The sequence below is a fragment of the Paenibacillus sp. JT22N7 genome (genome assembly GCF_059383875.1).
Map to the genome: position 1 here is coordinate 496,948 of NZ_JBXENY010000005.1, position 20,327 is coordinate 517,274.

13 protein-coding genes are annotated in these 20,327 nt (G+C 50.8%); 5 read left to right on the forward strand and 8 right to left on the reverse strand.

Annotated features, from left to right (window positions below; all coding sequences use genetic code 11):
* Positions 1-8 precede the first annotated feature (8 nt).
* The 3 genes from AC50Y5_RS16625 to AC50Y5_RS16635 are packed head-to-tail and all read right to left on the reverse strand — an operon-like array spanning position 9 to position 3,238.
* Entirely contained in the window at positions 9-824 is an 816-nt protein-coding gene (locus AC50Y5_RS16625) for a carbohydrate ABC transporter permease (RefSeq protein ID WP_494862172.1), read from the reverse strand.
* Between the two features lie 12 nt (positions 825-836).
* Positions 837-1,730 carry a carbohydrate ABC transporter permease gene (locus AC50Y5_RS16630; RefSeq protein WP_494862174.1) on the reverse strand — a complete coding sequence of 298 codons (894 nt, stop codon included), beginning with the start codon at positions 1,728-1,730 and terminating at the stop codon, positions 837-839.
* Complete coding sequence (locus AC50Y5_RS16635) at positions 1,727-3,238, reverse strand: ABC transporter substrate-binding protein (RefSeq protein ID WP_494862176.1); 1,512 nt, start codon at positions 3,236-3,238, stop codon at positions 1,727-1,729. Before AC50Y5_RS16635 ends, AC50Y5_RS16630 begins: the two co-directional genes overlap by 4 nt.
* 173 nt (positions 3,239-3,411) lie before the next feature.
* Here AC50Y5_RS16635 and AC50Y5_RS16640 point away from each other — a divergent pair, with 173 nt between their 5' ends.
* Positions 3,412-4,212 (forward strand): helix-turn-helix domain-containing protein, encoded by an 801-nt coding sequence (locus AC50Y5_RS16640; protein WP_494862177.1) that lies wholly within the window; start codon positions 3,412-3,414, stop codon positions 4,210-4,212.
* Between the two features lie 105 nt (positions 4,213-4,317).
* Here the strand turns inward: AC50Y5_RS16640 and AC50Y5_RS16645 are convergent, their stop codons facing one another.
* The 5 genes from AC50Y5_RS16645 to AC50Y5_RS16665 all read right to left on the reverse strand — a co-directional run bounded on the left by AC50Y5_RS16645 (position 4,318) and on the right by AC50Y5_RS16665 (position 9,255).
* Positions 4,318-5,460 carry a Gfo/Idh/MocA family protein gene (locus AC50Y5_RS16645; RefSeq protein WP_494862179.1) on the reverse strand — a complete coding sequence of 381 codons (1,143 nt, stop codon included), beginning with the start codon at positions 5,458-5,460 and terminating at the stop codon, positions 4,318-4,320.
* An 83-nt stretch (positions 5,461-5,543) separates the two neighbouring features.
* Positions 5,544-6,428 carry a TolB family protein gene (locus tag AC50Y5_RS16650; protein WP_235533154.1) on the reverse strand — a complete coding sequence of 295 codons (885 nt, stop codon included), beginning with the start codon at positions 6,426-6,428 and terminating at the stop codon, positions 5,544-5,546.
* 63 nt (positions 6,429-6,491) lie between these two features.
* Complete coding sequence (locus AC50Y5_RS16655) at positions 6,492-7,004, reverse strand: VOC family protein (RefSeq protein ID WP_494862186.1); 513 nt, start codon at positions 7,002-7,004, stop codon at positions 6,492-6,494.
* 289 nt (positions 7,005-7,293) lie between these two features.
* The gene (locus tag AC50Y5_RS16660) at positions 7,294-8,307 is read right to left on the reverse strand and encodes a LacI family DNA-binding transcriptional regulator (protein ID WP_494862189.1); all 1,014 of its coding nucleotides are present in this window, start codon (positions 8,305-8,307) and stop codon (positions 7,294-7,296) included.
* Positions 8,308-8,391: 84 nt separating this feature from the next.
* A complete protein-coding gene (locus AC50Y5_RS16665) occupies positions 8,392-9,255 on the reverse strand; it encodes a helix-turn-helix transcriptional regulator (protein ID WP_494862193.1) in 864 nt (287 codons plus the stop codon).
* Between the two features lie 160 nt (positions 9,256-9,415).
* Here AC50Y5_RS16665 and AC50Y5_RS16670 point away from each other — a divergent pair, with 160 nt between their 5' ends.
* The 4 genes from AC50Y5_RS16670 (at position 9,416) to AC50Y5_RS16685 (ending at position 20,321) form a co-directional block, all read left to right on the forward strand.
* Positions 9,416-11,143, forward strand: coding sequence for a glycoside hydrolase family 2 protein (locus AC50Y5_RS16670; protein ID WP_494862196.1), 1,728 nt, complete (start codon positions 9,416-9,418; stop codon positions 11,141-11,143).
* Between the two features lie 251 nt (positions 11,144-11,394).
* On the forward strand, positions 11,395-12,183 hold the full coding sequence (locus AC50Y5_RS16675; RefSeq protein WP_494862198.1) for a class I SAM-dependent methyltransferase: 789 nt from the start codon (positions 11,395-11,397) through the stop codon (positions 12,181-12,183).
* Between the two features lie 195 nt (positions 12,184-12,378).
* Positions 12,379-19,008 carry a DUF7507 domain-containing protein gene (locus tag AC50Y5_RS16680; RefSeq protein WP_494862200.1) on the forward strand — a complete coding sequence of 2,210 codons (6,630 nt, stop codon included), beginning with the start codon at positions 12,379-12,381 and terminating at the stop codon, positions 19,006-19,008.
* Entirely contained in the window at positions 19,005-20,321 is a 1,317-nt protein-coding gene (locus AC50Y5_RS16685) for a DUF11 domain-containing protein (RefSeq protein WP_056035338.1), read from the forward strand. The genes AC50Y5_RS16680 and AC50Y5_RS16685 overlap by 4 nt, the downstream gene beginning before the upstream one ends.
* Positions 20,322-20,327 lie beyond the last annotated feature (6 nt).

The following is a 20,327-nucleotide window of genomic DNA, read 5'->3' on the forward strand; positions in this document are numbered from 1 at the left end:
ATTAGATTTTAGCCCTTGACGGCTCCCGCCAGGCCGCTTACAAAATAACGCTGCAGGAACAAAAATATGACAATGACAGGCACTAGCGAAATCGCAGCACCTGCCGCAATACCAGTCCAGTCCACAATATTTTCACCTTTTAGCGCATATAGCCCTACTGCGACCGTCCGCAGCTCCGGCTTGCCTAGCGTCAGCACCAGCGGCATCAGAAATGAATTCCAGCTCCATATGAACTGCATAACGATGACCGTTACGATGACGGGTTTAGCCAGAGGCAGCATTACGCTTCCGAATGTCCGGATATAGCCGCAGCCATCCATCGTAGCCGCTTCCTGAAGCTCCTTCGGCATTTGGCGAAAATAGCCCGCAAACAACAGCACGAACAAAATATTGCCGCCCCCGACTTCCGCCAAAATAACTCCCGCCAGCGAGTTAAGCAGTCCAAGCTCCTTGATTAGTTGAAAAATTGGAATAATCGACGATTCGGCAGGTATAAAGACGCTTGCCGTCAGAATCGCCACCACGATCCCTTTTCCCTTAAAAGAATACCGCCCTATGGCATAACCGCTTATGGCTGTTATAAACAAAGTAATCAGAATGACGGATGAGGTAACTATGATGGAATTCATAAAATAACGGTCAAAGCGTCCTGCGTTCCATGCCCGCTCATAGCTGGACAAATCCAGGCTGGAAGGCCACAACTGTCCACCGAAAAAAGCCTCCTCGGGCTGCACCGAAACAGACAACATCCACAAGATGGGGTATAGCCACAAAATTGCTGCAGCAGCCAGCACCAAATGTGGAAAAATACGAAGCCACTTCATGGTAATCCCCCCTTATGCGCGCTTAAGCTTGCGCGTCGCGACATGCTGCACTAACGCTACCGCTATGATGGTTATTCCGAAAAAGATGCCCGCAGCTGAAGAGTAGCCAAGACGCGGCAACCCCATTTCGCTGGAAAATGCGTAACGGTAAATGTAGGTCGACACCACATCCGTTTTGAAAAACGGACCGCCTCCCGTCATCGTCATAATTAGATCAAATGCGCGCAGAGCCGATGCAATGTCCAGCAGCGCGATAATGGCTCCAATCGGCAAAATATACGGAAGTGTAATATGGATAAAGCTCTGCCAGCGGCCCGCCCCATCCACGCGGGCGGCCTCCAGCACATCCTTCGGCACCAGTTGAAGCGCCGTCAGCCAATAAATCATGCTCATCCCCATATGCTTCCAGGAATAAACCAGAATCGTCGTAACCAATGCCCAGTCTGCATCAGACAGCCAATTAATCGGCTTTTTCAGCAGACTCAGCTTCATAAGCACACTGTTTAGCGGGCCATCTGCTCCCAGCAGAAACACCATCAAAATGCCCACCGTCGATGCCATTGTAACAACAGGCAGAAAGATAGCCGTTCGGTAGGCCGCTACCCCCTTAATGGGCTGATTGAGAAGCAAGGCAAACAATAGCGAAACGACCACAATCACGGGAACCGAGCCCGCCGCAAACACAAAGCTGTTCCGGTAGGCATTCCAGAAATACTCATCGCGTATCAGCTCCGCGAAATTTTGCAGACCAACAAAGGTTTTGTCATTTCCTATCCCCGACCAGTCCAGCATGGCGTAATAGAAGCTCAAAAGGAGCGGCCAGCCTTGAAATAAAGCGTAAAAGATCAGATTGGGGGCAAGGAATATCCAACACCACGTCATGATTTTAGCAGATTGCTTTTTCATGGCAGTGATTGATAATCCTCGGCTGTGTAATCCTCAAGCAACTTCCAGTTAGAGAAAATAAAGTCTTCCGCTGATACATTTGTGCCTTTGGCTTTTGCCGTTTCAATAGCGGCTGCCCATGCCTCGCCCAATTGCCCAGACAGCTTGGACAGCGAAGCCTCGGGATCCTTCAATGCGCCGGAAACTACGGCAGCCAGCAGCTCCCCCGCATTGGGATGTACATCCTTAAAAGCCGCAAATACTTCTGCTGTCTGCGCATTGCGAACAATCGGATTTGGAACGATCCGTCCGTATTCCTTGGCAATTTCATAGTATTTCTCCAATTGCGGCATTTTCATATGGTTTTCATTAACGCCTTTAACAACCGAAAATCCGATTCCTTTCTCCACGAACTGCTCCTGATAATACCCTCCTGTGTACAGATCCTTGAGATAAAGTGCAGCTTCAGCAGGATGCTTGGACTTGGCCGAGAGGCCGATCCATGGCTGCGATCCATAAAGCGGCAGCGAGCCCACTCTCCCGGAATCCGGCAGCGGAGGTGCCATAACGCCGTAATCCAGATCGGATGCATTGCTGTTCCATACGCCCACATTCCATGCGCCTTGTACGATAAGGCCAGCTTGGCCTTGAGCGAATAACGCCCGCGCTTCGGGAGCCGTAATCGCAGCCGTTTGCGGATGATAGCTACCGTCCTCCGCGATGCCTTGGAACAAACCGAATAATTCCGTAACCGGCTTGCTGTCATAGCTCGTCTCATTCGTAACAAGGCTGACCGGGGAGCTTGCCGTCAAACCGCTGCCTGCCAGCGAGGACCAGTCCTGAATAGCGGACGTCCATCGTCCTGCCTGCTTGCCGCCCTCAACTATGCCGTAATAGCTGCCTTTTCCAGCTTCGGTAATCCGCTTTGCCGCTTCGCGAAACTCCGTATACGTTTTCGGAGGATTTTCAGGATCAAGACCAGCTTCCTTAAACAGCTTTTTATTGTAAAAGACAAGTGTTGTAGGCAGAGATTGCCCCTCCGGTATGGAATAAATTTTGCCATCCTTCACCGTTGTTCCTTCCGTAAAGGTCCCGTCGACAAACGCACTTTTAAATTCCTCGTCAATGTAATCATCCAGAGGCTGGAACCACCCCTGCGCAACGGCCGTGGACAGCTTCATCGTTGAGGGAACGGGAAACAAATCCGGCGCTTCTCCCGCTTGAATGGCCGTCAACACCGTATTGTTGAACTGGTCAATCGTTAGCTGCGTATATTGAACTTTAATATTTGGATATTTCTCCTCAAATTGTTTATTAAACTGTTCTCTTATAGCTTTGGAGCTATCGCTCCAATCCATCACCTGCAGCACAACCTGTTCAGAGCCGCCACCTTGTGTATCCGCATCGCTAACCGCATTGACGCCCTCCTGACCGTTTACTGCCGACTGCTGAGCTGAGCATGCGCTTACCGCCAAGGCAAATAAACCGACAGACAACAAACGCAGCGTACTTTTCATATTTTGCATCATTGCTTCTCCCCTTTTTCATTAAAACCTACTATTTAACTAGGCTTAGTTGTATAATAAAAGACAGGATCATTTTAAGCAATGTACATTTCTACGATTGAAAGGACAAAACGTTTGTAAAAACAAACAACAAAATACGGATTAGCCGGATAAGAAAACAACTGGAGGATAATGTAATGCTACGTGTGATGGGTGTATTTTTTGATGATTTTATTCAAACCTGGAGGAGCCGCGAAGCCATACTTCCTATGTATGTGCTCGTGCTTGTGACGCAAGGGAAAGTCATTTACCATTTGAACGAGCAGCAGTATGTGGCGGGTAAGGGGGAGATGCTAATCATTCCCAAAGGAACGCTGCGTGGGGCTGAAAATGATGAAAGCGGGCCGCATCAGAAATTTACCGTCTTGTTTGACTATGAGCAGAACAACCAGCAATATATTCCGGTATTGGACCGCAATACCGTTTATCAAATGCGAATTCGGCATTTTGATTATCTAACTACCCGCTTCGAACAGCTTTACCGTGAGCAAAAAGGTGCCGATTCCATTGACCGGCTCATCACACTGAATGGTCTACAGGAAATCCTGCTGCTGGTTAGCCGGGAAGCAGAGCTTGTTAATATATCGCCAATCAAGCTAACACTAGCCAAAAAAATAGAAAACTACCTAGTCGCCAACTTTCGTCAACCGGTGGAAATTGACGATCTGGCTGATTTAATCAGCCGCTCGCACAATTATACCTCTTCCATATTCAAGAACGTGACGGGGCAATCTCCCATTCAGTTCATGCATCAATTACGGATTGCGGAAGCACGGCGGCTCCTGCTGCATACGGACATGGGGCTTTCAGACATTTCCCAATACTTGGGTTATTATGACACTTCTTATTTCTATCGGATGTTCAAAAAAATTATGGGGACAACACCCACAGAGTTTCGAGCAAGAAATGTAGGCGTTCAGCAGCATCTGCGTGGCTAAGGATAACGGAACCTAACCCTATAGAACAATCCCAATGGCGAAAGGCACCGCTGGAATCGGACCCGGCGGTGCCTTTCGTTCTTCCCCTGTATTCTCCCAGCTGCTTTAATAAGCAAGTCCAGACTCTTCCTGAAATTTAAAATAAGAATTAGTCACATAGCCTCTCGGCAAAGCCGGCATGTTCGTAAAGGTCGATTGCAGAGCGATGTGCCGCTTCGTCTCGCCGCTTTTTACGATGCTGTGTAAAATTTCCAGCGCATGATAGCCCATCTCCTTGCTGGCCCGGTTCGCTCTGCCCTTGCGCATGGACCATGCCATTTCTGCAACGCCAAGTCCTCTGCTCTCCTGCGTGAAGCTATGGGATTGCTGCATCACCATCGGCTCCGTGTTCCCCTTCAATATAACGTTGACTTCCCCTCCAAAAAGGTTAGGATCTGACATATACATCACGCCATCCGTGCCGTACAGCACCAGCGTAGGCTTCTCTGGGACAATCAGTATGGAATTGGAGTCAAACAGCATGCTGCCGACCGCCCCGCTCGCAAATTGCAGCGTGCCGGCCATTAGATTTTCACACTGGATTTCGTAGGACTCATCGAGCTTCTCCATATAATAATGCTGCCGTTCCTTGTTCAGCGTCTTCGCAATTCCGGAAACCTCCGCCACAGGTCCCAAAAGGCTCAGCAAAGCGGTAATATAATAAATGCCCACGTCAAAACCAATACCCGCGCCGGGCTTAATCGCATTCGGAGACAGCTCCGCGAAGAGGGATACATCCCTGCTTAAGGCGCAGTGAGCGGATGTAATCGTTCCGATCATCCCGCTTTCGACTACATATCTGGCGGTCTGAATGCTAGCTCCAAGGAACGTATCCGGGGCGACGCCAAGGTATAGGTTTTTTTCATCCGCAATTCTCACGAGCTCGGCCGCTTCCTCCAGCTCCAGCGCCAGCACCTTCTCGGTATAAACATGCTTGCCAGCTTCCAGCAGCTGCTTGACGACACTGTAATGGGCGGTCGAAGCAGTCAAATTAACAACGAGCTCAATAGAGTCATCTTCCAAAATTTGTTGCATGGTGAGCGCTTTAATGTTGTATTTTTCGGCAGTGCGCTCGGTCTTGTCCAAATTACGATCATAGCAGCCGACGACCTCTAATATACGAAACTGGTTAATCATCGTGCTTAAATAGGCGTCGCTAATCGCTCCGCATCCAATAGTAGCTACTTTTACAGGTTTCAAAGCTGTCATCCTAGTCAACCCCTTCTATATTATAAAAAATAGCTCACGCCCAGAAAAAGAGAATCGTCCTTTGTTCATCCGGGATTAGAACGTTAAGCCTTCAAGCGGTACGAAACAAAGGCAAGCCTGCGGCTGTCCGGCGCCCATGAATTGACGTTAATCGTGCCTTGACCGCCGAACAGCTTGGCAATCGTGCGGGACGCTCCGCCTTCGGCAGGCATTAAGCGAAGCTCCACTTGTTTGTTCGGCGGGTGCTCGCCGGGGGCAACATCTTCGGTGCGGTAGGCCACATAACATACCCATTTGCCATCGGGAGACACATGCGGGAACCAGCTGTTCGCATCGTCAAAAGTCATTTGCTCCTGATTTTCCCCGTCAGCGTCCATCCGCCAAATTTGCATGAGGCCGCTTCGCGTCGAATTGAACCAGATCCAACGGCCGCATGGGGAATATTCAGGTCCATCATCCAAGCTTCCTGGAACATCGGTCAGCTGTGTTTCGTCGCCGCCGCTCACAGCAATCGTATAAATATCGTATTGACCCTTTCTTTCCGCACAATAAGCAAGCGTCGAGCCGTCAGGAGACCATCCATGCAAATAGCTAGGAGCATTCGGCGTTACAAGTTCCGGCGTTCCTCCCTCGAGTGGCAGCACGTAAATTCGGGAGCTTGCATCCTCTTCCGTAAAATGGCTGACCGCAAGCCTCGTGCCGTCGGGAGAAAGCACATGATCGTTGTTGCAATCGATCGCAAATCCGGTTTCAATCTGCTTAACCGTTTGGCTGTCCAATTCATAGGCGTACATGCGGCCATTGCCGTTATAAACTAGAAATCGGCCGTCCTGCGTCCAATTCGGAGCTTCAATGACGTAGTCGAATTCTCGTAAAACCGTCCGTTCCCCCGTAACGATATCGAGCGTTTCCAATAGGCTGTAGCTATCCCGCTGCTTCATCAAAGCTCTGAGCGCATGAATGTCCACTTTTCAATCCCCCTCTGATATTTAAAATAGCTTGTGATTTCATGTCTGATGCGATTAATCCGCTTATTTCACTTCGTCTAAAGGCTTGGCCAGCCCTTTGACCAGGAGCTCCATTAATTGGCTAGTGTCAGCCAAGTTGTTAATGCTGAGCTCTAACCCAAGCTGCGCTTTCGTGTCTACATAGCTGTACGAGCCTTTGCCGAAATAGCCGACATGATATGGCTGTTCTGCTCCGATGCCCTCCAGCGTGTCATACATTGCCTTCCGGTCATCTACAAACAGGCAGAAATGGAATACGCCTTGTCCGTTATTGTCCAAGAAGGTTCTCCATGGACTCGGCGTTTCCGCTGGCTGCATAAGCTCTAGTATGAAATTCCCCAGCTCATATTTGGCGACCTTGCAGCCGCTATATTCAGCGGCCTTCTCATGCGTATAGTGAAGCAAGCCTTCCGTTGGGAATATTTCTACAGGCGCCTGCTGGACGCCGAGCACCTTGGACCAATTGGCGCTGGCCTGCTTCGCATCATGAACGACAAGGCAGATCTGGGTCATTACAGGTGGCGATTGAGTCATCATTTTTTTCCACTCCTTCGATTCGTTTAAAAGCCATGCAGATGAATAACGATGCAAAAACATGAAGCTAGCTGGTGTTTATACAATATGTTAACGTTAACATATCAATCACAATCAATGTGTTAACGTTAACACATTGGCTATATAACTAGGCAATGCTTAACCGTGCTCACTCGAAAAATCTTCCAGATACCGCGGTGCGGACGCTAAAAAGCAAGGAGCAGGGAGCCCGATGGGAAAACCCGCCGGGCCGAAGGGAAGGCCGCCGTCTACCTTTTCAGACCATATGGCTTTAGTCGCCCTTCCATTCTCGCACCGTATGGCGATCCATCAGAAAAGGGTCTATCCCGATTGTGCAAGATGTGGCTTCCTGATCATTCATTCGCTGCAAAAGCAGCTGCACAGCATGATCGCCAATTTCCTTAAATGGCAAGCCGACGGAAGTAATCGGCGGTGACAGCAAAGCGGACAGCGTGTTGTCATATCCGATCAGCGATAGATCATCAGGTACGCGAAGACCGCGTTCATACAATATCTGTAATACTCCGCAGGCGTAAATATCAGAGGTCATAAAAATCGCCGTAGGCGGCTGTCCAGCCCTTAACAGCTGGTCGATTGCCATTCGGCCTGCATCGATCGAATATTCGGGCATCACCTGCACCCACTCTTCATGAGGGGCAATTCCCGCCTCGTTCAGCGCATCCAAATAACCGGCATAACGATCCTCTTCCACCTGATGCCCCAGCTTGGAGCCGATAAAGGCAATTCGCCGATGGCCCTTTTGCAGCATATGCCGGACGGCACCTAATGAACTCGCACGATCATTAACGACAATGCGGTCTACCATCGGCATATCATAGGTTCGTTCGATCATCACAACAGGAATATGATTTTCAATTAAACGCCCAATTAAGTCTTTGGAAATGGAATGATAGGAAGTCAGAATGACTCCATCCACCCGGTGGCCGATCAAGTCGTTAATTTGCTGCTCTTCCTCGCCGAGGCCCATATGGCTCGTCAGCGTCAGCACATGGTAACCGCTGCTTGCCGCTGCCGTATTAATCGCGGAGCTGATCTCCTTGAACTGCATATTGGTGTTGAATAGCGTCAAATGTCCAATAATGTTGCTGCGGCTGCTTTTCAGCCCCTGTGCAATTCGGTTTGGAATATATCCCAATTCTTTGATGATGCGCTCGATTTCCCGGCGCTTATCCTCAGATACATAACCGTTGTTATGCAAAACTCTGCCGACGGTCGCAAGCGAAACACCAGCTGCCTTAGCCACATCCGACATCTTAATATTCATTTTTAGTCTCCAGATTCCCATGTGTTATCGTTAACATATTAACATGTTATATTCGTTAGGGCAATATGATTGAAAACGCTTTTTTTAATCTTTCTTTTCGGGATGCTGTTCTCCCCTTCTCTGCATCGCTCGATAGGCGCTGGGAGAGACGCCGTTTAGCAGCTTAAACATTTTGCTGAAGTGAAACTCCTCGAAATAGCCGCATAGCCTGCCAACCTCTTTAACCGGATAATCTGTAAATTGCAAATAGCCGCAAGCCTGCTGGTTGCGCAGATGGTTCAAATATTCTTTCGGTCCCATGCCTGTATATTTGAGAAAAAGCTTTCGCAGATAGGAAGCGGAAATGCTGTATTCCTTAGCCAGCTGCTCAATTCGCAAGTTTTCCCTATAGCTGCCCTCCAAATGCTTTTTTATTTGTTCAAAGGCGGCGATGGCTCCCGATTCAGCCAAGTTCCAGTCCGGCTGTTCAATCTGGTGGAGTCTATGCAGCAATATTTGCAGTTTGGATTGGGCAACGCTAGCGCCAGCCGCAATTCCTGCGAACCAATCCTCATGTGCTTCACGAAACAACTCCCCTAGCTCTTCCGCTTGCTTTGGCTGATATTGACTTAAAAAAGGGAGCGTAAGCTTGTTTATTGGTTTAACCTCCCCCCACATCACATCATAGATAAGCTCCGCGCAATCGAAGAGAACCATCGTCATGCGGAGCGGAGCATGCGGCTCTGAGCGCATGGACATCTCAAGACCGGGCTTTAAATAAGCGAGCATGCCCGCCTGCACCTTATGCTCCGTGTTCGTCAGAAAGGTCCCCTCTCCCCCATGAATCCAGTACAAGCTGTGCACATTCACAAGATTGCGAACATCCTCCCAGCCCGGATACGTTATTTTATCGAGGACGAAATGAATGTGCAGCACTAGGTTATTCGTGTGATAGGGCATTAGCTCCATCTCTATACCCCCTCTTCGATCCCGCTTCAATAGAGGATCGATTTTTACATGCGATTGCAGGTTTATTCCATTCCGCCTCAAAACGCCGCATGCTATTATCCATATTATCAAACGATAGCCAAGCTGACTAATGCTTCCTAGCGAAGAAGGAGGAATACTGTTGTTAAGGACTTTTCGCGAGCATCATATTCGCAAGACAGCATTATTGGACGGGCCATGGGACTTTGTAACAGATTCAGGCAATGAAGGACTCCATGAAAAATGGTTCGATCGATTTCCACATGATTCAAAAGCTTTATACATTCCATCCTGCTGGAATAACGAGCTGTCTCTGTTCCATTACGAGGGCGTTGCCTGGTATAGAAAAAAGATTCGGCTTGCAGATGCGCAGCATGTCAGACTGATTTTCCATGCCGTGCTAGGCCATTGCGATGTTTATTTGAACGGACGTCATCTCGGTTATCACTATGGCGGCTACACCCCATTTAACTTTGTCGTTCCTTCGTTAAGTGCGGGAGAGCATGAGCTTATCGTGCGGACAGACAGCACATTGGATCGCCTTACAATTCCAACGGAGCACGTCGATTGGTTCCACTACGGCGGCATTATCCGTTCCGTTGAACTGCAGCTTTTGCCGGATCTGTATATTGAGCAGCTCAAAATCGACTACTTGTTGGAAGGAGCAGAGGCAGACCTCTCCATTCAAGTAAGGCTTAACTCCCTCTCGCAGCAAGCTATCACCACGACATTGAAGCTTTCCGAAGGCGGACATGTTTTTCACTCCGAGAAAGTTAAGCTAGAGGCAGGCCAGTCTGTAGATTGCAGAGTGAAGCTGCATTGGAGCGACGTTCGGTTGTGGAATGTCGGTAAGCCGGAATTGTATAAAATAGAGGCTCGTACCGATTTTGACGACAAAATCGATCGAATCGGCTTCCGCCGAATAGAAACAAAGGACCACCGGATTCTCATTAATGGCTCTGCAATTTATTTGAAGGGTGTGAACCGCCATGAGGAGCACCCGGAGTGGGGCTTTGCTTTTCCGCCAAAGCTGATGCAGAAGGACCTCGATATCATCCGGGAGCTTGGCTGCAACACCGTGCGGGGTTCCCATTATCCCCAAAGCCCTTATTGGCTTGACCTGCTGGATGAGCATGGCATCCTTTTCTGGAGTGAAATCCCGATGTGGGGAGCCTTTCTGCCAAACGAAACGGTCTGCGAGCCTTTGTTCCAGGATCGTGCGCTCACTATGATTTCAGAGATGGTTAGCCTGCACTTCCATCATCCATCGGTCGTGTTCTGGTCGGTTCATAATGAGATCGACTCCCGTACGCAGGATGCCTATGAGATGACGAAGCGGCTCGTTTCCTTAGTCAAGCAAATGGATACGTCCAGACTTGTTACTTACGCCACGATGCACCCGCTGGAGGATGTTCTGCTTCCGCTTTTTGATGTCATTGGCATCAACAAATATTATGGCTGGTACGAAGGCGATATAAGCGGCTTTCGGCAAATGCTCCAGCAGTTCCACGAGCGGGCGGAAATGCTAGGGGCGGGCGATCGTCCGGTGCTCATGACCGAGTTCGGGGGAGCGGGCATCTTTGGAGACGTCGGCTGGGAGCCACGATTGTTCAGCGAGGACTACCAGGCGCAAATCGTAACGGAGGCGCTGGACATCTTCCGCAACGATGCTAAAATCGGCGGCACCTATATTTGGCAATTCGCCGATATCCGGGGCGATCTGAAGAGCGACGGTCAGCATTTTCGCGACCGTGCGCGCAGCTTCAACAATAAAGGCCTGCTGAACGAATACCGCAAGCCTAAACAAGCGTTCCGCGAGGTGCGGCGCATATACCAATCTTGGAACGATACTGCGGATCTGCACGAATAGCCTAACGATAACGTTCCAAGCTCTCATCTACAAAAGTAGGAATAACTACCGCCGAACAATTCCCTGCCAAGCAGGAGTATTTTTCGGCGTTTTTTTGCAGAGCGGAATATGGAGACCATAGATATGTACCTTGCCTTAGTCCAAAGCTGTTCCTGCTTTGTCCGTGCTATCCTTCCAGTCACATCTTGACCTTCCCTAGGATACTTTATAGAGTGGGAGCCGTTGAATTTACACATACCCAGGAGGGATCGATGATGAAACTGGATTTGGGCTGCGGCGCTAGCAAGCACCCTGACTTTTACGGAATTGACTGCCGTCCTCTGGATGGCGTGGATTTGGTATGGGATGTGAACAACGGCATTCCTCTGCCTGATAATTCGATAGAATGGGTGTTGGCATCCCGCAGTCTACCTTATGTCCAAGATTTACATGCCGTATTGAAGGAAATCTATCGTATTTCTATTCATAAATCCGTCGTATGCATACTGGCCCCTTATGCCCACAGCTTCAGAAACGCAACAAATCCTCTGCTCCGGCATCGCTTTGACGAGCATACCCCTCGTTATTTAACGAAGCATTTTTATCAGCCGCCACACGGACCAGAATCTCCAGAAATCAAGTTTTATAATGACTTGGAGGAAATTCGATTTGATTTCCGCTTGCTTCGCATGGAATACTTCTACAACGAAATCTTTCGCTCCCCTATGTATGAATCGGAAGAACTGGAAGAACTTCAACGGCTTCAGGCCAATGTCGTGGATGAAATCATGTATCATTTCGTCGTCGTCAAAGAGCACATCTCGGCATCCGAGCTTGATCAATTGTCACGGCAATCCCAAATGGAGCCCTTCTGCGTAAACGCATTGCGCAAACTTGAGCCTCCTGCGGATCCGATAGAAAAAGCCGAGCCTCGCTTTCCAGAAGAAACCGATGCCGTTCCGCCAATCCCCCCCAAGCGTTCTTTGGCTCGGAGACACCTCCACAAAAAAGCGCCGCGATTTTCAGGCAATCCCAGGAAACGATCCCGTTATTATCGATAATTTATTTGCCTTGCCCGAATGTGGACAGACAAATTCAAGAGTTTAGGCTCATACTCATGAGTTGATAGAAACTTTTATGGAGTTGTCTTTCCGAAATGGAGGTGAATCAACATTCCACTTATCGTTCGGGCAACTGTTAATGCAACAGGCGCCATTACCTTTACGGGAAACACCCTCGGCCTCAGTCGTTCCGAGGTGTCTGGCATACCCGGAACTGCCGACAGCATTGGCGCATTCACTACAACCAATACCGCCCTGCGATATGGCACCTATCCTTTTGGCACCACGGATAATTATCTGCTCAACAGCTCGTCAGCCGTCCTGAATCTTCCAGCAGGAAGCACCGTGCTTTACGCAGAGCTGATCTGGGGCGGCACTTACGTCAACGGCACCACCAATCTGACGGCAGCCATTAATAATTCGGTGTCCTTCGCCACCCCCTTGGCCACCTCTGACGTATCGCCTGACTCGGCTACTAGCAACATCTTTGATCTGGGCGGAGGGGCGCTTGGATATGTGAGAACGGCAAATGTGACCTCGCTGGTTCAGCAGGGCGGTGCAGGAACCTATACAACGGGACGGGTCGTAGGCACCCTGACGATCAGCAGTGATCCAACCGCCAACAATGCCGGATGGACACTCGGCGTCATTTATCAAAATGCCACCCTTCCCTTTCGCAATATGTCTCTGAGGGCAGGGGCCATTCTCGTTCAAAGCACCTCATCAGCTGTTAATACTACACTTACTGGATTCTCTACGCCTGTATCTGGGGCTCTTGGAGGTAGAGCGTTATTCAGCGCTCAAGAGGGGGATGCCAACCGAAACGGTGATCAGGCGCTGTTCGGCCCTACAACTGCAACCTTGGTTGCTTTGTCGGGTACGAACAATTTCGCCAACAACTTTTTTGCCTCCCAGATCAATAATAATGCCGGCGCGTTGGATACAACGGGCACCTTCGGGAGCCGCAACCAGACCAACGGTGCGCCTGGAAGCAATATTGCGGGAGGAAGACAGGGCTGGGACATTACCAACGTGGATATATCGGCCAGATTGGTCAATAATCAGACCTCGGCTGTACTTCAATTAACGACCTCTGGCGATGCCTATGTCCTGAATGCCAATGCCCTGCAAATCGATATTAACGCACCGAGAGTCGGTGTGACCAAATCGGCTAATGTATCCGGCTCCCTGACCGGTGATACGATTCGTTATACCGTTACCGTCACCAATACGGGAACAGCCAATGCCACCGATATGATTGTGACCGACAGCCTTCCGGCCGGATTAACCTTCGTTGCGGGCAGCGTCACGGTTGCGGGTGCTGCAAGGCCGACCAACGATATTACGGCTGGCGTACCGGTCGGTACTTTAGCGCCAGGTGCCTCTATTGCCGTGGCCTACAGCACACGGGTAACTTCCATGCCCGGCACACAGCTGCTCGTCAGCACAGCCAGTGCCTCCTTCAATTTCCAAAGCATAGCCGGAGGCCCGATCACACCTGCTGTTATACCGTCAAACGGCGTCACGGTCCCCGTATATTCGCCGATTCTAGCGATGAAAAAAACAGCAAGCACAGCTAATGCAACTGTGGGAAGCACCGTCACTTACACGATTGTTGTGACCAACTCAGGCAATATCGCTGGCACGACAACCGTAACGGACCCGATACCTGCGGGCACTTCGTTTGTGCCGAACAGCGTGACCGTGGGAGGTGCGACCGTGCCGGGAGCCAATATTGCTGCAGGGGTTCCGGTTGGCTCCATTCCGGCAGGCGGCTCGGCCACCGTCACCTTTCGGGTATTGGTTCAAAATCTGCCCTCTCCTCCACAGCTGGTAAACCAGGCTACCGCCGCGTATACGTTCACGGTTCCCGACGGCCGAGCCTCTTCCGGCTCGGCAGCCTCGAACACCGTAACGTTGCCTGTTGCCCTGCCGAATGTAGCAGTCGTCAAAAGCGCCAGCGTACCTGATGCTTCTGTCGGAGAGGCTTATACCTATACCGCAATAATAGCCAACAATGGCACTGATCCCGTCACGAATGTAACTTTGACCGATGCCATGCCGAGCGGTTCTGTTCTTGTAGCCGGCAGCGTGACCCTGAACGGAGCCCCTCAGCCGTCGGCTAATCCTGCAAGCGGCATTGCTATCGGCACTTTGAATGCGGGCAGTTCAGCAACCATCACCTTCCAAGTAACATCATCATCGCTGCCCTCTCCGACTCAATTTGTCAACAGAGCTTCAGTCGCGTACAGCTCCGGAGCATTCAGCGGTGTATCGCTGTCCAATACCGTAACCATTCCGGTCTATCAGCCGATTGTACGTACAGTGAAATCGGTGAACCGGAACGTTGCCACCGTTGGAGATACTTTAACTTATACGGTGTTCGTCTCAAATACCGGCAATTTGGCTGCACAAGCGACCTTAACGGATACGCTTCCGGCAGGCACCTCCTTTGTGCCTGGAAGTGTCACGGTTAACACGGTTTCCGTCCCGGGGGCTTCTCCGCTAGCGGGTATTTCTCTCGGCTTGATTGCGCCCGGCAGCTCCGTTCCTATTACATTTCAGTTCCTTCTGAGCACGCTGCCCTCACCGCCACGGCTCGTGAATCAGGCAACAACGTCGTATTCGTATCAATTGCCAAGCGGACGCTCATTTACAGGCTTTACAGCTCCGTCCAATGTTGTCGATATCCCGGCCACCTCACCTAGTGTGACTGTAACCAAAGCGGTTAACAGCACGATTGCCACCATAGGCGATATTCTGACGTATACGATATCCGTCACGAACAACGGTGTAGAAGCGGTAACTAATGCTGTATTTTCAGATAACCTTCCCTCCGGAACGGTTTTTGTAGCGGGCAGTATCGTCGTGAACGGCACAGCCTTGCCTAATGCAGACCCCAGCGGCGGCATACTGCTTGGAACCATTAACGCTGGGAGTATCGTGCCGATCAGCTTCAACGTCCGTGTGGCAGCCGTTGCGTCAACTATCCCGGCACTGCTCAGCAATCGGGCTAATGTGAGCTTTACTTCAGGGAGTTTTACCGGATCCTCCTCCTCAGCGCTGGTCACAACGGCCGCTTACCTCCCCGTCATTAACGTGGTGAAAAGCAGCAGCGTCAGTACATTAACTGTAGGAGACACCTTTACGTATACATTAACCGTCAGCAATACCGGCAATTATCCGGCTGAAGTTCGATTAGAGGATGCGTTGCCTCCTGAGGTTGTGTTTGTGCCCAATAGCGTTGTCATTAACGGATTTCCGAATCCGGGTGTCGATCCACTTACAGGCATCGCTCTGGACACGGTGTCCGCAGCCGAAATCAACGTCGTCAGCTTCTCGGTTATCGTCGTTTCCTTGCCGAATCCACAGCAGCTTGTCAATCAGTCGAATGCGCTCTACACCTATACCCTGCCTGACGGCAGAATGTTTGCGAAAAATTCCTTATCCAACACAGTTACAATCTCTGTATCCACACCCAATGTATCCGTGCTCAAAAGCAGCAGCAGCTCATCAGTAGCCAGCGGCGACACGCTCACCTATAGCGTACTGGTCGCCAACAATGGTTTAGCTCCAATTAACAATGCGGTCATAAGCGACATGATGCCTCAGGGCACCAGCTTTATTTCCGGGAGCGTGTTTGTAAATGGTGCGTCCGTACCACTTGCAAATCCGGCTATCGGCATTCCAATCGGTACATTAGCCCCCAGCGCTTCTGCTACCGTAACCTTCGAGGTGATGGTCAACATGCCAGCTCCATCCGTAATTTCAAATCAGTCCACGGTCAGCTTTACCTCTGGCGCTTTCTCGTCAACGTCCCAATCCAACAACGTGAATACGCCAGTTACGCAGCCTGTCATCAATCTGGTGAAAACTTCGGATACGACCAACGCTTCTGTTGGAGGCTCGGTTACATATTCCGTCGCTGTTTCCAACACAGGCAATCTGGCCGCACAGGTCACCTTGACCGACATCCTGCCTAACGGCACAGCCTTTATTCCGAACAGCGTGGTGGTTGGAGGCTTGCCTGTGGCTGGAGCTGATCCTGCTACAGGCATTCCAGTAGGGTCTGTGGCTGCCGGGGCAACGGTCCTTGTCACCTTTAGTGCGCTGGTGACTTCCCTGCCGAGTCCTCAGCAGCTTGCCAACCAGGCCGCAGCAGCCTACACATTTGTACCGCCAGATGGACGTACACTGTCAGGCAGCGCTTTGTCCAATACATTAAGTATTTCTGTGTCCGCCCCCAATGTTTCGATAGTCAAAAGCTCCACGACGGCTAATACAACAATCGGAGACACGGTCCCCTATTCCGTCAGCGTGACCAATACAGGTATTGCGTCAGTAACCAACACCATATTTTCGGATCCTACTCCCGAAGGCTCGTCCTTCGTACCAGGCTCGGTTACAATCAATGGCGTACCAAGCTCTGCCGCTGTTCCAGCCGGCGGGATTCCACTCGGAACGATCGCGCCGGGAGCAACGGTTATCGTTACCTTTAACGTCCTGGTGGATTCACTCCCACCATCCGGCTCGCTCATTAACCAATCGTCTGCAACCTTTACTTCTGGAGCTTTTTCGGGATCAACCTTCTCCAACGTCTCAGTAACACCAATTAACCAGCCGATTCTGACGGCCGTGAAATCAGCAGGCGTTGTCGCTGCAACAGTAGGCGATACGCTGAATTATACAATAGCCGTTACAAATTCCGGAAACTATAGCGCTTCGGCAACCGTCACGGACACCATCCCGACAGGGACCTCCTTCATTCCGAACAGCGTTATCGTGGGCGGCGTGCCTCAAGCTGCCGCTTCGCCTTTAACAGGAATCCCTATTGGCGTCGTTGCACCAGGAGCAACCGTTCAGGTCATTTTCTCTGTCCTTATCGAATTCCTTCCTACGCCGCAGCAGCTTCTAAATCAAGCCACAACCAGCTTCGATTTTACGCTGCCTGACGGGCGTCCGTTCAGCAGCTCTGTAACCTCCAACACGGTTGTAGTAAGCGTAACGGCCCCTAACGTTTCTATTGTCAAAGCCACGACTACCACCGCTTCTACGGTTGGCGATACCATTGCGTACAGCATCAATGTGACAAATAACGGAATTGCAGCGATCAGCAACACGCTGCTTACCGATCCGATTCCTGTAGGTACGGCTTTGGTTCCGGGAAGCGTAACCGTAAACGGAGTATCACAGCCTGCGGCAGTTCCAGCTGCCGGCATACCGCTCGGCGATATTGCGCCTGGAGCATCTGTACCAGTGACCTTCAGCGTAACGGTTAATTCGGTTCCGAATCCGGCTTTCGTCAACAACCAGTCGTTTGTCAGCTTTACTTCTGGTGCTCTCTCGGCTACGGCCTTCTCTGACAATGTAGCCACGCCTGTGTTTCAGCCTGCTTTGTCCGTAGTCAAAACCGTCAGCAGCACGAATGCTACTGTTGGAGATACCATCGTGTATACATCCACGATTACGAACTCAGGGAATATTGGCGCAACGACAACTTTGACTGACCCGATTCCGGCTGGTACGACACTTGTTCCGAACAGTGTATTGCTGAACGGCTCCGGCCTGGCCGGCGCTGACCCTGCTGCTGGCATACCGCTTGGCGTGATTGCGCCTGGAAGCCCTGCAACGTTAACCTTTTCGGTTGTGATCACTTCACTTCCGCCAACCCAGCAGCTGGTGAACCAATCCACAGCCGGCTTCAGCTACACCTTGACAGATGGCCGCAGCTTTACAGGATCCGCCCCGTCAAATACAGTCACCTCAATGGTTTCCTCGCCTAATGTGACTGCTGTGAAAAGCACAACCTTTACCGCAACGACAATTGGCGACATTGTACCTTTTACGATTACTGTAACCAACGCCGGGATTGAAAACGTTACGAATGCCATTTTGGTTGACCCGATACCTGCCAATACCTCGTTTGTTCCGGGCAGTGTTAGCGTTGACGGCGTGCCTCGTCCTGGCAGCAATCCAGCATCCGGCATTCAGCTTGGAACGATAGCTCCTGCCGGCAGCGTTGAGGTTACCTTCAGCGTCACAGTTACAACCTTGCCAACGTCTGGCTCCTTCAGCAACCAAGCTACCGTCAGCTTCACTTCCGGCGCGTTCTCAGGTACATCCTTGTCCAACATTGTCACACTGCCTGTAGCTCAAGCGATAATTGGCGTACTAAAGGGCTCCAATGTGACTGTCGCTACGGTAGGCGATACAGTCATTTACTATTTGAACATCACTAATACTGGAAATACGGCGGCAACCGTTACGCTCTCAGACCCGGTGCCCGCAGGCGCCGAATTTGTCCCCAACAGTGTCATTATCAATGGCATGCCCCAGCCCGGAGTCGATCCTGACCAGGGCATCGTAGTCGGAACAGTTCCGCCAGGAGGTACGATTACCGTTACGGTAACCCTGCAAGTGACCATTGGATCGCTGCCATCACCACAGCAGTTGGTCAACTCGGCCGTAGCCACCTTCTCCTTCTTGCTTCCCGATGGAAGAACCGGTACCGGCTCGGCTCCATCCAATACGGTCGTCATTCCGGTTTCCTCTCCAGATGTCAGTGTGGTTAAGAGTACGCCTGCCATTGATGCCGTTTCTGGAGATACTATCACTTATACGATTCTTGTGACGAACAACGGCATTTCTACTGTCAACAATGTCGTCGTTATTGACCCGATTCCAGTCGGCAGCACCTTTGTCGCAGGCAGCGTCACCGTGGACACCGTATCGTTTCCGGCAGCAAATCCTTCTGTCGGCATAGCCGTCGGTTCAATAGCAGCAGGTGCCACGTCTACCGTTACCTTCCAGGTGACTGTATCATGACGCCCGGCACAGCCAAGGAAGAAAGCCTGCTAAACCAATCCCGCATCCTCTATAGCGCAGGTGGGACGGAATTTGTTACTTATTCCAATACGGTGAACACACCCATCGTAGGCCCTGTCATCACCCTAGTCAAAAGCTCTGAATCATCTCAGGCATTTCCTGGCCTCCCGGTCATTTTCGCTGTATCCATAACTAATTCGGGCAATCGGGACGCAGATATTGCCATCTATGATTTGCTGCAAGAAGGAACTGAATTTGTCCCTAACAGCGTACACCGGGATGGCATTCCGCTTCCGGGCGCCAATCCCGTGTCCGGTTTGCACCTTGGCAGGCTCGGCCTGCATCAGAGCATTCACATTACCTTCCAGCTTATGACCGCCCTGCAAATGACCAGCGAGCAACTGAGTAACCGAGTGCGGGCAGATTATACATTCCAGACGACCAATGGGCGGCTCGTCGAGGATAGCGTTTTTTCCAATACGGTCACACTTCCTGTAGTCCGAATCGGCAAGCCGGAGATTACGATTACCTTTTCGGTGAACAAAACCCGCGCCAGTCCGGGGGAAATCCTTCGTTACACCGCACGTGTAGCCAACATAGGAGACGTCGCCGCAGATGTTCTCCTGCTATCCACTATTCCGAGCGGCACGCTCTTCGTCCGCAACAGCATTACCTTAAATGGAATCATGCAAAGCGGGGAGCTTGTGGCCATGGGCATCGCACTAGGATCAGTTGCCCCCAGAACCCAGTCTATCGTAACCTTTGAGGTGATGGTCACAGGCAGCAATGCTGTATCACCAGGGCAGCTTTTAATCAACGAAACCCGCACAGAAGGCACCTATAGAAGCTCTGACGGCAGCGTTATACGGCTGGAGCCCTCGGTATCAAGCACCGTTTCAACAGAGGTATGCTGTCCGCTCTTTCAACTTGAGGTTAGCACGAATCCCTCTATCGTAGAGCCCGACGCTGTTGTTAATTATACCGGCCTGCTGACGAATTCCGGGAATTGGGCTGCTGATGTTACGCTGACCCGCCTTACGATCAGGCAAACGGTTCTAGTGCGCGGGTCCATCCTCATAAATGGGATACCCTCCGCAGATCCTGACGCCTCTGGCTCCATTAATATAGGGAATGTATCGCCCGGAAGCACAGTTCAAATCTACTATCAGGCTAGGGTAAGCTCGCTGGTAACGAGCCCTGTACTGCAAGGAATAGCCACAGCTCAATATGCGTATGAACTGAACGGAGTTCAGCACAATGGAGAAGCGGCCTCCAACGGTAATGTGATTTACATTGAATACTCGTATGAATGAGGAGCT

What these genes read in the sequence shown, in the direction of transcription:
- AC50Y5_RS16625 (WP_494862172.1), bottom strand. Translation starts at nt 824, where the DNA reads ATGAAGTGGCTTCGTATTTTTCCACATTTGGTGCTGGCTGCTGCAGCA.
- AC50Y5_RS16630 (WP_494862174.1), bottom strand. Translation starts at nt 1,730, where the DNA reads ATGAAAAAGCAATCTGCTAAAATCATGACGTGGTGTTGGATATTCCTT.
- AC50Y5_RS16635 (WP_494862176.1), bottom strand. Translation starts at nt 3,238, where the DNA reads ATGATGCAAAATATGAAAAGTACGCTGCGTTTGTTGTCTGTCGGTTTA.
- AC50Y5_RS16640 (WP_494862177.1), top strand. Translation starts at nt 3,412, where the DNA reads ATGCTACGTGTGATGGGTGTATTTTTTGATGATTTTATTCAAACCTGG.
- AC50Y5_RS16645 (WP_494862179.1), bottom strand. Translation starts at nt 5,460, where the DNA reads ATGACAGCTTTGAAACCTGTAAAAGTAGCTACTATTGGATGCGGAGCG.
- AC50Y5_RS16655 (WP_494862186.1), bottom strand. Translation starts at nt 7,004, where the DNA reads ATGATGACTCAATCGCCACCTGTAATGACCCAGATCTGCCTTGTCGTT.
- AC50Y5_RS16660 (WP_494862189.1), bottom strand. Translation starts at nt 8,307, where the DNA reads ATGAATATTAAGATGTCGGATGTGGCTAAGGCAGCTGGTGTTTCGCTT.
- AC50Y5_RS16665 (WP_494862193.1), bottom strand. Translation starts at nt 9,255, where the DNA reads ATGGAGCTAATGCCCTATCACACGAATAACCTAGTGCTGCACATTCAT.
- AC50Y5_RS16675 (WP_494862198.1), top strand. Translation starts at nt 11,395, where the DNA reads ATGATGAAACTGGATTTGGGCTGCGGCGCTAGCAAGCACCCTGACTTT.
- AC50Y5_RS16685 (WP_056035338.1), top strand. Translation starts at nt 19,005, where the DNA reads ATGACGCCCGGCACAGCCAAGGAAGAAAGCCTGCTAAACCAATCCCGC.